At 40.1% G+C, this 12,875-nt stretch carries 14 protein-coding genes, 1 tRNA gene, 1 rRNA gene and 1 pseudogene; 16 read left to right on the top strand and 1 reads right to left on the bottom strand.

The window, feature by feature from the left end:
* The first annotated feature begins 11 nt into the window (after positions 1 to 11).
* From rrf to QM968_RS10135, 3 genes and pseudogenes are all read left to right on the top strand, one after another.
* A 5S ribosomal RNA gene (gene rrf, locus QM968_RS10145) occupies positions 12 to 127 on the top strand.
* Between the two features lie 5 nt (positions 128 to 132).
* Positions 133 to 206 (top strand) — tRNA-Asn (locus QM968_RS10140).
* Positions 207 to 318: 112 nt separating this feature from the next.
* Positions 319 to 522: pseudogene (locus tag QM968_RS10135) on the top strand (IS30 family transposase); the annotation flags it as partial.
* 106 nt (positions 523 to 628) lie between these two features.
* Here QM968_RS10135 and QM968_RS10130 read toward each other — a convergent pair.
* The gene (locus tag QM968_RS10130; protein ID WP_414383825.1) at positions 629 to 1,984 is read right to left on the bottom strand and encodes an aspartate kinase; all 1,356 of its coding nucleotides are present in this window, start codon (positions 1,982 to 1,984) and stop codon (positions 629 to 631) included.
* Between the two features lie 243 nt (positions 1,985 to 2,227).
* Between QM968_RS10130 and QM968_RS10125 the strand changes: the two genes are divergently transcribed.
* The 13 genes from QM968_RS10125 (at position 2,228) to QM968_RS10065 (ending at position 12,849) form a co-directional block, all read left to right on the top strand.
* The gene (locus tag QM968_RS10125) at positions 2,228 to 3,016 is read left to right on the top strand and encodes an enoyl-CoA hydratase (RefSeq protein ID WP_414383823.1); all 789 of its coding nucleotides are present in this window, start codon (positions 2,228 to 2,230) and stop codon (positions 3,014 to 3,016) included.
* Between the two features lie 96 nt (positions 3,017 to 3,112).
* Positions 3,113 to 3,547, top strand: coding sequence for a MarR family winged helix-turn-helix transcriptional regulator (locus QM968_RS10120; RefSeq protein WP_009732277.1), 435 nt, complete (start codon positions 3,113 to 3,115; stop codon positions 3,545 to 3,547).
* Positions 3,547 to 4,521 carry a beta-ketoacyl-ACP synthase III gene (locus tag QM968_RS10115; protein WP_009732278.1) on the top strand — a complete coding sequence of 325 codons (975 nt, stop codon included), beginning with the start codon at positions 3,547 to 3,549 and terminating at the stop codon, positions 4,519 to 4,521. The genes QM968_RS10120 and QM968_RS10115 overlap by 1 nt, the downstream gene beginning before the upstream one ends.
* A 56-nt stretch (positions 4,522 to 4,577) precedes the next feature.
* Positions 4,578 to 4,802 (top strand): acyl carrier protein, encoded by a 225-nt coding sequence (locus tag QM968_RS10110; protein ID WP_003003892.1) that lies wholly within the window; start codon positions 4,578 to 4,580, stop codon positions 4,800 to 4,802.
* A 110-nt stretch (positions 4,803 to 4,912) separates the two neighbouring features.
* The gene (gene fabK, locus QM968_RS10105; protein ID WP_414383819.1) at positions 4,913 to 5,878 is read left to right on the top strand and encodes an enoyl-[acyl-carrier-protein] reductase FabK; all 966 of its coding nucleotides are present in this window, start codon (positions 4,913 to 4,915) and stop codon (positions 5,876 to 5,878) included.
* Positions 5,879 to 5,902: 24 nt separating this feature from the next.
* Positions 5,903 to 6,823, top strand: coding sequence for an ACP S-malonyltransferase (fabD, locus tag QM968_RS10100; RefSeq protein WP_414383817.1), 921 nt, complete (start codon positions 5,903 to 5,905; stop codon positions 6,821 to 6,823).
* A gap of 12 nt (positions 6,824 to 6,835) precedes the next feature.
* Positions 6,836 to 7,570: a 3-oxoacyl-[acyl-carrier-protein] reductase gene (gene fabG / locus QM968_RS10095; protein ID WP_414383814.1), complete on the top strand. Its 735-nt coding sequence runs from the start codon at positions 6,836 to 6,838 to the stop codon at positions 7,568 to 7,570.
* Between the two features lie 18 nt (positions 7,571 to 7,588).
* Positions 7,589 to 8,821 carry a beta-ketoacyl-ACP synthase II gene (gene fabF, locus QM968_RS10090; RefSeq protein WP_009732281.1) on the top strand — a complete coding sequence of 411 codons (1,233 nt, stop codon included), beginning with the start codon at positions 7,589 to 7,591 and terminating at the stop codon, positions 8,819 to 8,821.
* Positions 8,822 to 8,824: 3 nt separating this feature from the next.
* A complete protein-coding gene (gene accB / locus QM968_RS10085; RefSeq protein ID WP_414383811.1) occupies positions 8,825 to 9,316 on the top strand; it encodes an acetyl-CoA carboxylase biotin carboxyl carrier protein in 492 nt (163 codons plus the stop codon).
* Positions 9,313 to 9,738 carry a 3-hydroxyacyl-ACP dehydratase FabZ gene (fabZ, locus tag QM968_RS10080; protein WP_414383808.1) on the top strand — a complete coding sequence of 142 codons (426 nt, stop codon included), beginning with the start codon at positions 9,313 to 9,315 and terminating at the stop codon, positions 9,736 to 9,738. The genes accB and fabZ overlap by 4 nt, the downstream gene beginning before the upstream one ends.
* Before the next feature lie 13 nt (positions 9,739 to 9,751).
* On the top strand, positions 9,752 to 11,116 hold the full coding sequence (locus QM968_RS10075) for an acetyl-CoA carboxylase biotin carboxylase subunit (RefSeq protein ID WP_414383828.1): 1,365 nt from the start codon (positions 9,752 to 9,754) through the stop codon (positions 11,114 to 11,116).
* 103 nt (positions 11,117 to 11,219) lie between these two features.
* Positions 11,220 to 12,086, top strand: a complete 867-nt coding sequence (accD, locus tag QM968_RS10070; RefSeq protein WP_414383806.1) for an acetyl-CoA carboxylase, carboxyltransferase subunit beta — start codon at positions 11,220 to 11,222, stop codon at positions 12,084 to 12,086.
* Positions 12,079 to 12,849 carry an acetyl-CoA carboxylase carboxyl transferase subunit alpha gene (locus QM968_RS10065; protein WP_414383803.1) on the top strand — a complete coding sequence of 257 codons (771 nt, stop codon included), beginning with the start codon at positions 12,079 to 12,081 and terminating at the stop codon, positions 12,847 to 12,849. Before accD ends, QM968_RS10065 begins: the two co-directional genes overlap by 8 nt.
* Positions 12,850 to 12,875: the final 26 nt, after the last annotated feature.

Raw genomic sequence — 12,875 nt, 5'->3', positions numbered from 1 at the left:
AGCATTCAGAGTTAAGTGACGATAGCCTAGGAGATACACCTGTACCCATGCCGAACACAGCAGTTAAGCCCTAGAACGCCGGAAGTAGTTGGGGGTTGCCCCCTGTGAGATAAGGTAGTCGCTTAGCTTGATTCCGCCATAGCTCAGTTGGTAGTAGCGCATGACTGTTAATCATGATGTCGTAGGTTCGAGTCCTACTGGCGGAGTATAAAAAATGAGATCAAGTAATTGATCTTTTTTTATTTTACAATTTGTAAAATTAAGGTAGACAGAAAAAGTCATCTATGCTAGGCTCAGATAAAAACCACATTTGTCTGAAAAGAATTTTCTAATTGGAAATCTATTTCCAATGCACATGACATTGATATTTTCTTTGCAGATCCAGGAAATCCTGGTCAACGAGGTCTCAATGAATATTATGGACTATTAAAACAAATGGATTTTACGAATATTTCTTAAAATGATTTATCAGCTATAGCTGATAAAAGAAATAGAATTCTTAGGAAGTCTTTGAATTATTAGACACCATACCAAGTTTTTCTGAGATACATGCAAAATCCAACTTAATTTGTCAATCTGAGTTTTTAAGAAATAAAAGCCCCGTTTATCAAACGGAGCTTTTTGCTTTTTAGTTATTTGAGAAGAAGGCATTATATAAAGCTTTAATGGCTTTTTCTTCTTGGTCTTTACTGACAACAAACATGATGGATACTTCACTTGAACCTTGAGAGATCATTTGGATATTAATTTCATTTTCTGAAAGTGCTTTTGCTGCGGTAGCAGTAACCCCAACTTGACTTTTCATGTTTTCACCAACAATCATAATGATTGAAAGGTCATGTTCGATTTCAGCGGTGTCAACTTCTAATTTTTGAGTTAGTTGTTTTAAGATTTCCTGTTCTTTTATTGGAGTTAATTCACGTGAACGTAAAATAATTGACAAGTCATCGATACCTGTTGGCATGTGTTCCCAACTGATATTGAGGTCCTCAAGAATTTGAAGGAATTTGCGACCGAATCCAACTTCCCGGTTCATCAGATATTTGGTGGTGTTTATACTAACAAATCCTGAATCGCCAGCAATCCCTACTACAGTTACATGATCATTTGAATGTTCTAAAACAATACGTGTTCCAGGATGGTCTGGATTATTTGTATTTTTAATAACTAATGGAATTTTTCCTCTGTACGCAGGAACGAGTGCTTCATCGTGTAAGACTGAAAATCCTGCATAAGCCAACTCACGCATTTCTTTGTAGGTTATTTCAGGGATGGAATGTGGGTGTTTAATAATGCCAGGATGAGCTGCAAAGATTCCATTTACGTCTGTAAAGTTTTCATATAAGTCAGCTTTGACGCCAGCAGCAATGATGGATCCAGTAATATCTGAACCCCCACGAGAAAATGTACAAATATCTCCATTCTGGGTAACACCAAAGAATCCTGGAATTACAACGACTTCACTTGTATCCTTTAATTCTTCTATTTTATCGTAACTAGATGGTAAAATTCGAGCGTTTGAAGGTTCTGCCGTTACGATAAGTCCCGCTTCTTTTGGATGAATATATCTAGCTTCTAGCTCATTTTGATTGAAATAGGCAGCAATGAGTTTAGCATTATTATTTTCTCCAGCCGCTAGAAAAGTATCGTATGTAAATGGATTCCCTTTTTTAGGTAAATTAGTTAAATCATAGATATCTTCAGCGATCTCTTGAATAATCGTTTCCTTTAGCCCCAACTCCTCAGTAATTTCACGATAACGTTCAATAATCCATTTCTGGGTTTGGGTAACATCCTTATCCGAAGTGAACTCTTTATAATATCGAATGAGGGCATCCGTTACTTTTGTATCTTCCGGATTACGTTTACCAGGAGCCGATACAACAACAAATCTTCTTTCTGGGTCATCTTTGATGATATCAAGTACTTTTTTTAATTGAGTAGCAGATGCTAGAGAACTTCCGCCGAATTTAGTAACTTTCATGTTTTCTCCTTAATCGTTTCATTAATACATTATACCAAAGTTCAGTTATTGATACAATGTATTTCCTGACAGGTCAAAAAATAATTGAATTCTTATAGGAAGTTTGTTTAAAATATTCAAATTTTACAATTTTGTTACATCTTATAGATATATTTTACTAATTTTATTTTTTGTGGTATGATGTATTATACTAAAAAAGTTTCAATATCAAAATATTTAATCTGAAAATTAAAGGAGTCTGTAATGTTTGAAACAATTTTGTATTCTGTTGAAAATGACCTAGCAACTATTTCTTTAAATCGCCCGAACGTATCCAATGGTTTTAACATTCCAATGTGTCAGGAAATTTTAAAGGCCTTGGAAGATGCTGAGAACAATGAAGAAGTGAAGTTCATTATTTTGTCAGCTGAAGGAAAAATCTTTTCAGTTGGTGGAGATTTGAGCGAAATGAAACGAGCAGTCGATGCGGATGACATCGAGTCTCTTGTCTTAATAGCTGAATTGGTTAATACTATTTCAAAGAAAATTAAACAATTGCCTAAGCCAGTTATCATGGTGGCAGATGGAGCTGTTGCAGGAGCAGCAGCAAACATTGCAGTAGCTGTTGATTTTTGTATTATTAGTGAGCGGACAAAATTCATTCAGGCTTTTGTTGGAGTTGGTTTGGCACCGGATGCGGGTGGTTTGTTCTTATTAGGAAAAGCTATTGGCATGTCACGAGCTACTCATTTAGTAATGACGGGGGAAGCCTTGACTGCAGAAAAAGCATTGGAATATGGACTAGCTTACCGCGTCTGTGAATCTGAAAAACTTGAGAAAACGGTAGATCAATTGCTTAAAAAATTAAGAAGAGGATCTTCAAATTCTTATGCCGCGATGAAAGAGATGGTTTGGAATGCTTTCCTAAAAGACTGGGATCAATATGCGGATCTTGAATTGGATTTGCAAAAGAAATTAGCCTTTACGGAAGACTTTAAGGAGGGGGTTATTGCCTACTCTGAAAAACGTCGGCCACAATTTAAAGGAAAATAAATTTGTATTTTTTCTATGTTTTGTGAAAAAAAGCTTGCAAATTATTTTCATTTTTGATAAAATTTGACTATCAAAGTAAAATTAGGAGGTGGAGTTTTGAATTACCAATTAGTTAATGACTATTTAACATCCATCTTTAATAATGTTTTGGTTATCGAGGAGACGAGCCTAAGAGCAAGTCGATTTAAAGATGTTTCTATTAAAGAAATGCATACGATCGACGTGATTGGTTCGACACCGAATGCAACCCCGAGTGATATTTCACGGGAGTTGATGGTGACTTTGGGGACTGTCACGACAAGTTTGAATAATCTTGAGCGCAAAGGGTATATCGAAAGAAGAAGATCTGAAGTTGATCGCCGGGTTGTACACTTAAGTTTAACAAAGAATGGTCGTCTACTTTATCGACTTCATCAACAATTCCATAAACGGATGGTCAACCAAATTATTGGAGATATGAGCCCCGAAGAGAAGAAAGTGATGCAAAAAGGATTGCAAAATCTGTATCGCTTCTTGGAGGAAATTAAATAATGGTCTTTGCTAAAATTAGTCAAGTTGCTCATTATGTACCTGACCAAGTCGTATCGAATGATGATTTAGCTGAGATTATGGATACAAGTGATGAATGGATCAGTAGTCGGACAGGCATTCTTCGTCGTCACATTTCAAGAGATGAGACGACTAGTGATCTTGCAACAGTTGTCGCTCAAAGATTATTAGCAAAAGCAAACTTAGACGCTGCAGAAATTGATTTTATCGTTGTCGCTACAATTACTCCAGACAGCTTAATGCCATCAACAGCAGCTCGGGTGCAAGCCAATATTGGAGCTTCTAAGGCTTTTGCTTTTGACCTGACTGCAGCCTGTAGCGGATTTGTGTTCGCATTAGCTTCTGCTGAAAAATATATTTCATCAGGAATGTACCAGCGTGGGCTTGTGATCGGTAGTGAGACACTTTCAAAAGTCTTGGACTGGTCAGACCGGTCTACGTCAGTCCTCTTTGGGGATGGAGCTGGTGGTGTCTTGCTTGAAGCGAGCGATCAAAAATCGTTTTTAGCTGAAAGTCTTTTTACCGATGGAAGCCGAGGTTCTAGTCTTGAATCTTGCTATTTGGGTCTGTCTTCTCCGTACTCAGAAGAAGTTTCTGATCGAAGATTTCTGAAAATGGATGGACGTTCTGTTTTTGATTTTGCTATTCGTGATGTCACGAAAAGTATCCAAAAGCTGATAACAGATGCATCATTGGAAGCAGAAGAGATTGACTATTTTCTTTTACATCAGGCAAATGACCGAATGTTAGATAAGATGTCAAAAAAACTGGGTGTCTCTAGAGGAAAGATCCCAGCAAATATGATGGAATATGGAAACACTAGCGCTGCTAGTATCCCCATTCTATTATCGGAGTGTGTTGAGAATCATCGAATCAGATTGGATGGAAGTCAAAAAATTCTTCTAACAGGATTCGGTGGAGGTTTGACATGGGGCACACTTCTTGTTACAATCTAGTTAAACATGTGGAAACACATTTTAAAAATTTTTTATTATTTTTAAGGAGGCCAATCATGGCAGTATTTGAAAAAGTACAAGAAATTATCGTTGAAGAACTTGGTAAAGAACCATCAGAAGTAACACTTGAGTCTACTTTTGAAGATCTTGAAGCTGATTCATTGGACTTGTTCCAAGTGATTTCAGAAATTGAAGATGCATTCGACATTCAAATTGAAACTGAAGAAGGCTTGTCTACTGTAGGTGACCTTGTAGCTTACGTAGAAGAAAAAACTAAATAATAATGGATGAGAGTATCGAAAGATATTCTCTCTTGTTTAGGTAATAGTTTGACGCTCAAAGCAAAGAAACGTTTTCAAACTATTACTTAAGCGAAAACGAGGAAGGTATTATGCAAACACGAATTACAGAATTATTAAACATTAAATATCCAATTTTCCAAGGTGGTATGGCTTGGGTCGCTGATGGTGATCTAGCGGGAGCTGTATCCAATGCGGGTGGTCTTGGGATCATCGGTGGAGGAAATGCACCTAAAGAAGTTGTCAAAGCGAATATTGATCGTGTCAAATCCATTACTGACAAACCTTTTGGAGTGAATATCATGCTCCTCTCTCCTTTTGCAGATGATATCGTTGATTTGGTTATCGAAGAAGGGGTTAAAGTTGTTACCACTGGTGCAGGGAATCCTGGAAAATACATGGATCGTTTTCACGAAGCTGGCATTACCGTTATTCCAGTTGTACCTTCAGTAGCTTTAGCAAAACGGATGGAAAAACTAGGTGCGGATGCTGTGATTGCTGAAGGAATGGAAGCAGGAGGGCATATTGGTAAATTGACTACCATGACCCTGGTTCGTCAAGTTGTCGAAGCTGTCTCTATTCCTGTTATTGGTGCTGGTGGTGTGGCTGATGGTGCTGGAGCAGCTGCAGTCTTCATGCTTGGAGCAGCTGCTGTTCAAGTGGGAACACGATTTGTCGTTGCTAAAGAATCAAATGCTCACCAAAACTTTAAGAATAAAATCTTGGAAGCTAAAGACATTGATACAGTAGTGTCTGCGTCAGTTGTTGGCCATCCAGTTCGTGCGATTAAGAATAAATTGGCTTCTGCTTATAACCAAGCTGAAAAAGATTTCTTGGCAGGTAAGAAGACTCAAGAAGAAATTGAAGAATTAGGAGCAGGTGCTCTTCGCAATGCTGTTGTGGACGGAGACGTTGATAACGGATCTGTGATGGCAGGACAAATTGCAGGTCTCGTAAGTAAAGAAGAAACCTGTGCTGAAATCTTGGAAGATATCTATTTTGGAGCTGCTAAAGTCATTCAGAAAGAAGCAGCTCGCTGGGCAGATGTCAAATTCTAACAAGTAAAGGAAAGGAAGAGAACAGTGACAAAACGTGCTTTCTTATTTGCTGGTCAAGGTGCTCAAAAATTGGGGATGGCTAGTGACTTGTATGCAACTTATCCGATTGTTAAGGAGACATTTGATACTGCAAGTCAGATTTTGGGCTATGATTTACGAGAATTGATTGATTTGGATGAAGACAAGCTCAATCAAACACGCTTTACCCAACCGGCTATTTTGACAACTTCAGTAGCTATTTATCGTCTAATAGTAGAAAAGGGCATTACACCGGATATTGTTGCCGGTCTTTCTCTAGGAGAATATTCTGCTCTAGTTGCTGCAGGCGCTCTTTCTTTTGAAGAAGCGGTCTCTTTGGTAGCTAAGCGTGGTGAATTTATGGAAACTGCGGCACCTGCTGGAAGCGGGAAGATGGTTGCTGTCATGAATACTGATCCTGCCTTGATTGAAGAAATTTGTCAACAGGCTTCTGAAAAGGGAGTCGTAACACCAGCTAACTACAACACTCCTGGCCAAATTGTGATTGGTGGAGAGGTTGAAGCTGTGGACTATGCTGTTGAACTCTTAAAAGAAGCAGGGGCAAAACGGTTGATTCCTCTGAATGTCTCTGGTCCCTTCCATACGGCCTTATTGGCTTCTGCTAGTGAAAAACTAGCGACTGAACTTGGAAAAGTCACTTTTAAGGACTTTAGCTTGCCTTTGGTTGGGAATACAGAAGCGAAGATCATGAAATCAGACGAAATCAAAACATTATTGGCTCGCCAGGTGATGGAGCCCGTTCGTTTCTATGATTCGATTGCAACGATTCAAGAGTTTGGAGTAGATGAAGTGATTGAAATTGGTCCAGGTAAGGTCTTGACTGGTTTCTTGAAAAAAATTGATAAAACTCTTCCAACGAAAAATGTTGAGGATCAAGCCAGCCTTGATGCCCTACTGAACGAATAAGATGAGGTGACTATGGAACTGAAGAATAAAAATGTATTTGTTACTGGCTCAAGTCGAGGCATTGGATTGGCTATTGCGCATAAATTTGCTTCAAAAGGTGCTAACATTGTCTTAAATAGTCGCGGAGAACTTCCAGCAGGCTTAGTAGATGAATTCGCCTCATACGGTGTGAAGGTAGTTGGCGTTACTGGGGATGTATCTAAAGCCGCGGAAGCGAAGCGAATGGTAGCAGAAGCGATTGAAGTCCTTGGATCAGTAGATGTTCTTGTGAATAATGCTGGGATTACCAATGATAAGCTCATGTTAAAATTGACGGAAGAAGATTTTGAGCAAGTCTTGAAGGTGAATTTGACTGGTGCTTTTAATATGACACAATCAGTCTTAAAGCCGATGACCAAGGCGCGTGAAGGTGCTATCATTAACATGTCGAGTGTTGTCGGTCTGACAGGAAATGTTGGACAAGCTAACTATGCAGCCTCAAAAGCTGGTTTGATTGGTTTTTCTAAATCGGTAGCGCGTGAAGTAGCTGGTAGAAATGTCCGAGTCAATGTCATTGCGCCGGGCTTTATCGAATCTGATATGACAGAAGGCCTTCCGGAAAAAATTAAAGAAGTGTCTATCACTCAAATTCCAATGAAACGCTTTGGAAATACAGAAGAAGTGGCAGATGTTGCAGTCTTTCTTGCAACTCAAGAATATCTAACAGGGCAAGTCATCGCAATTGATGGTGGCTTAACTATGCAGTAAGAAGAGGTAGGTTTTAAAATGAAATTAAATCGTGTTGTTGTAACAGGCTATGGCTTGACATCTCCAATCGGAAACACTCCAGAAGAATTTTGGAATAGCTTAAAAGAAGGAAAGATTGGAATTGGTCCGATTACAAAATTTGACCACAGTGACTTTGCTGTTCATAATGCAGCTGAAATTCAAGATTTCCCATTTGATAAATACTTTATCAAGAAAGATACAAACCGCTTTGATAACTACTCTTTGTATGCCTTGTATGCGGCTCAAGAAGCTGTGAATCATGCAGGTTTAGACGTAGAAGCTATTGATAAAGATCGTTTTGGTGTCATTGTTGCTTCTGGTATCGGTGGTATCAAAGAAATCGAAGATCAAGTGATTCGCTTGCATGAAAAAGGACCAAAACGTGTCAAACCAATGACCCTTCCAAAAGCTCTGCCAAATATGGCATCTGGTAATGTTGCGATGCGTTTTGGAGCGAATGGAATTTGTAAATCCATCAATACGGCTTGTGCCTCTTCGAATGATGCGATTGGGGATGCTTTCCGTGCCATTAAGTTTGGTTTCCAAGATTTGATGTTGGTAGGTGGTTCAGAAGCTTCTATTACACCATTTGCAATCGCCGGTTTCCAAGCCTTGACAGCTCTTTCAACAACAGAAGATCCAACTCGTGCTTCTATTCCATTTGATAAAGATCGGAATGGATTTGTAATGGGAGAAGGATCAGGAATGTTGGTACTTGAAAGTTTGGAACACGCTGAAAAACGTGGTGCAACCATTCTTGCTGAAGTGGTGGGCTACGGAAATACCTGTGATGCCTACCATATGACTTCTCCACATCCAGAAGGCCAAGGAGCTATCAAAGCAATGAAGTTGGCTTTGGATGAGGCAGAAATTGAACCAGCTCAGGTCAATTATGTCAACGCCCATGGTACCTCTACTCCAGCAAATGAAAAAGGAGAAAGTGGTGCAATCGTTTCTGTATTTGGTACAGAAGTTCCAGTATCTTCTACAAAATCATTTACAGGCCACCTCTTGGGAGCCGCCGGTGCAGTTGAAGCCATTGCGACGATCGAAGCAATTCGCCATCAATATGTTCCAAAAACTGCTGGGACACAAGAGTTATCAGATTATATTGAAGCAAACGTTGTATATGGTGAAGGCCAAGAGGCGGATATTCAGTACGCTATCTCAAATACCTTCGGATTTGGTGGGCACAATGCTGTTCTTGCCTTTAAACGTTGGGAGGGATAATTCATGAATATTTCTGAAATTAAAGATCTGTTGGCTCAATTTGATGCCTCAACTTTGCGTGAATTCTCATATAAAAATAACGGCGAAGAATTGAATTTAAGTAAAAACCAAACGAGTTCAGTTGTGGCTACACCGGCAGCTCCTGCGGTTGAAGTAGTGACAGCAACACCTCAAACGCCAGTAGTAGCCCCTGTTGTTGAAGCACCGATAACTCCAGCTGTAGCGGCTGATCCGGTTGCTGCTCCAACTCAAGTGGCAGAAGGCGAAGTGGTTGAAAGTCCATTGGTTGGTGTCGCTTACTTGTCACCAGCTCCAGATAAACCAGCTTTCGTATCTGTAGGAGACAAGGTGACCAAAGGTCAAACACTCTTGATCATTGAAGCCATGAAAGTGATGAATGAAGTACCAGCACCTCAAGATGGAGTTGTCACTGAAATTTTGGTGAACAACGAAGAAATGGTTGAATTTGGAAAAGGATTGGTTCGAATCAAATGACAATTGATATTAATGTTATTCGTGAGGCTTTGCCACATCGTTATCCAATGCTTTTGGTAGACCGCGTTTTGGAAACAAGCGAAGATACCATTGTTGCCATAAAAAATGTAACTATCAATGAACCATTTTTTAACGGTCATTTTCCCCAGTATCCGGTTATGCCAGGTGTTCTTATTATGGAAGCCCTAGCTCAAACAGCAGGTGTACTGGAGTTGTCAAAACCTGAAAATAAAGGGAAATTAGTCTTTTATGCAGGTATGGACAAGGTGAAGTTTAAAAAACAAGTCGTTCCAGGAGATCAACTGGTGATGACAGCTACTTTTGTCAAACGTCGCGGAACAATTGCTGTTGTTGAAGCAAAGGCAGAAGTAGATGGCAAGCTTGCAGCTTCAGGAACGCTTACTTTTGCAATTGGAAATTAAGAAAGGCCTATCTATGTTTCGTAAGATCTTAATCGCCAATCGTGGTGAGATTGCAGTTCGTATTATTCGTGCAGCTCGTGAACTCGGCATTGAGACGGTTGCAGTGTATTCTACTGCTGATAAAGAAGCCTTGCATACCTTACTAGCTGATGAAGCAGTTTGTATTGGACCTGCCAAATCAACAGAATCTTATTTGAATATGAGTGCGGTTTTATCTGCAGCTGTTTTAACAGGTGCAGAAGCTATCCATCCTGGTTTTGGATTTTTGAGCGAAAACTCAAAGTTTGCGACCATGTGTGAAGAAGTTGGCATTAAATTTATCGGTCCATCTGCTAAAGTTATGGATATGATGGGGGATAAGATTAATGCTCGTAAACAGATGATCAAGGCAGGAGTTCCTGTCATTCCTGGATCTGATGGGGAAGTTTATACTTCAGAAGAAGCTCTCGAGATTGCCGAACGCATCGGTTATCCTGTGATGTTGAAAGCATCTGCGGGAGGCGGTGGTAAAGGAATTCGGAAGGTTGAAAAACCAGAGGATCTGGTTGCTGCTTTTGAATCAGCTTCCTCAGAAGCCCAAGCTGCTTTTGGAAATGGTGCCATGTATATGGAGCGGGTGATTTATCCTGCACGCCACATTGAAGTACAAATTTTAGCGGATCAGCATGGACATGTGATTCATTTAGGTGAACGGGACTGTTCTCTTCAACGGAATAATCAAAAAGTTCTAGAAGAATCTCCTTCGATTGCCATTGGAAAAACTCTTCGTCATCGAATTGGATCTGCTGCTGTTCGTGCGGCTGAATCGGTTGGTTATGAGAATGCTGGGACCATCGAATTCTTATATGATGAAGGCAAGGGTGAGTTCTACTTTATGGAAATGAACACTCGTGTTCAAGTAGAGCATCCTGTAACGGAATTTGTAACTGGAGTTGACATCGTTAAGGAACAGATCAAAATTGCAGCAGGCCAGGAATTATCTGTCACTCAAGAGGATATTGTTATCAAAGGCCATGCAATGGAATGCCGGATCAATGCAGAAAATCCTTCCTTTAACTTTGCACCAAGTCCAGGGAAGATTACCAATCTCTATCTTCCAAGTGGTGGGGTTGGCTTGCGTGTGGATTCTGCCGTTTACCCTGGTTATACAATTCCTCCATACTACGATAGTATGATTGCTAAGATCATTGTTCATGGTGAAAATCGTTTTGATGCACTGATGAAGATGCAGCGAGCTCTTTATGAGTTAGAAATTGATGGTGTCACTACCAATAGTCATTTCCAGTTGGATTTAATTTCAGATTCGCATGTGATTGCTGGTGATTATGACACTGCATTTTTGATGGAACAATTCCTTCCAAATTATAATAAGGAATGATGAAAAAGCCTGGACTTGTGAGGGAAGTATGAACATCATCCTCACAGTTTCAGGCTTTTATAGTAATGCTACAGATGCTGTAGCATATTTTAAGGAGTAAGTAATGGCATTATTTTCTAAAAAAGACAAATATATTCGGATCAATCCGAATAGGTCATCCTGGAATGAACCTCAACCAAAACCTGAAGTTCCGGATGAACTATTTTCGCAGTGCCCAGGTTGTAAACATACCATTTACCAAAAAGATTTAGGAAGCGAACGGGTTTGCCCGAATTGTAGCTATACCTTCCGTATTTCTGCTAAAGAACGCTTAGCTCTTACAGTGGATCCGGCTAGTTTTGAAGAAATGTTTACAGGGATTGAAACGACAGATCCCTTGAATTTCCCAAATTACCAGAAGAAATTGGCTGCTGTAAGGGAAATGACAGGTTTGGATGAAGCTGTGCTGACAGGAACCGCATTGATTAAAGGGCAAAAAGTTGCTCTTGGAATCATGGATTCTAATTTTATCATGGCTTCAATGGGTTCTGTAGTAGGGGAAAAAATTACTCGACTGTTTGAATTAGCGACAAAAGAACATTTGCCGGTCGTTCTCTTTACCGCTTCAGGTGGAGCACGGATGCAAGAAGGAATCGTCAGTTTGATGCAAATGGCAAAAGTCTCTGCAGCTGTTCAAAGACATTCTAAAGCAGGATTGTTTTATCTGACAGTTCTAACAGACCCAACAACAGGAGGGGTAACGGCGTCATTTGCCATGGAAGGAGATATCATCATGGCAGAGAGTCAAGCTCTGGTAGGCTTTGCGGGTCGGCGCGTGATCGAGTCTACTGTACGGGAACAATTACCAGATGATTTCCAAAAAGCAGAATTTCTACAAGAACATGGATTTGTAGACTTGATTGTGGAGAGAAGCCAAATCCGAGCAACAGTTGGACAATTATTGGCCCTTCATGGAGGTAAACATGAGTAAAATAACACAGATTATTAAAGAAGCACGTGATCAAGGAAGATTAACTGCGCTTGATTTTGCTCAAGGGATCTTTGATGATTTTATTGAATTACATGGAGATCGAAATTTTCGTGATGATGGTGCAGTAATTGGTGGAATTGGACGCTTAGGTGATCAAACAGTCACAGTTGTTGGAATTCAAAAAGGGAAAAATCTCCAGGATAACCTAAAACGTAATTTTGGTCAGCCACATCCAGAAGGCTATCGGAAAGCTTTGCGTCTGATGAAACAAGCAGAAAAATTTGGTCGGCCAGTTGTAACCTTCATCAATACCGCAGGTGCTTATCCGGGTGTTGGCGCTGAGGAACGGGGACAGGGTGAGGCTATTGCTCGTAACCTCATGGAAATGAGTGACTTAAAAGTTCCGATTATCGCCATTATTATTGGAGAAGGTGGCTCTGGTGGGGCCCTTGCTTTAGCTGTGGCAGACAAGGTCTGGATGCTGGAGAACTCCATCTATGCCGTTTTGAGTCCAGAAGGATTTGCTTCTATTCTTTGGAAAGATGGCAGCCGCGCTATGGAGGCTGCTGAGTTGATGAAGATTACTTCTCACGAGTTATTAAATATGCACATTGTTGATAAAGTGATTCCAGAGCATGGTTTTTCAAATGGAGAACTACTAGCTCAAGTGAAGAAGGAATTACTGGAAGAGCTCGCCACTCTACAATCCTTGCCACTAGAAGACCTTCTAGAGCAACGCTACCAACGTTTCCGTAAATATTAAAAAACTGAGCTTGCAAATTGCAAGAC

Source organism: Streptococcus sp. OMI870 (assembly GCF_047460295.1).
Lineage (GTDB): Bacteria > Bacillota > Bacilli > Lactobacillales > Streptococcaceae > Streptococcus.
The sequence above is the reverse complement of the archived record's forward strand: the minus strand, read 5'-3'. Positions and strand labels throughout refer to the sequence as shown.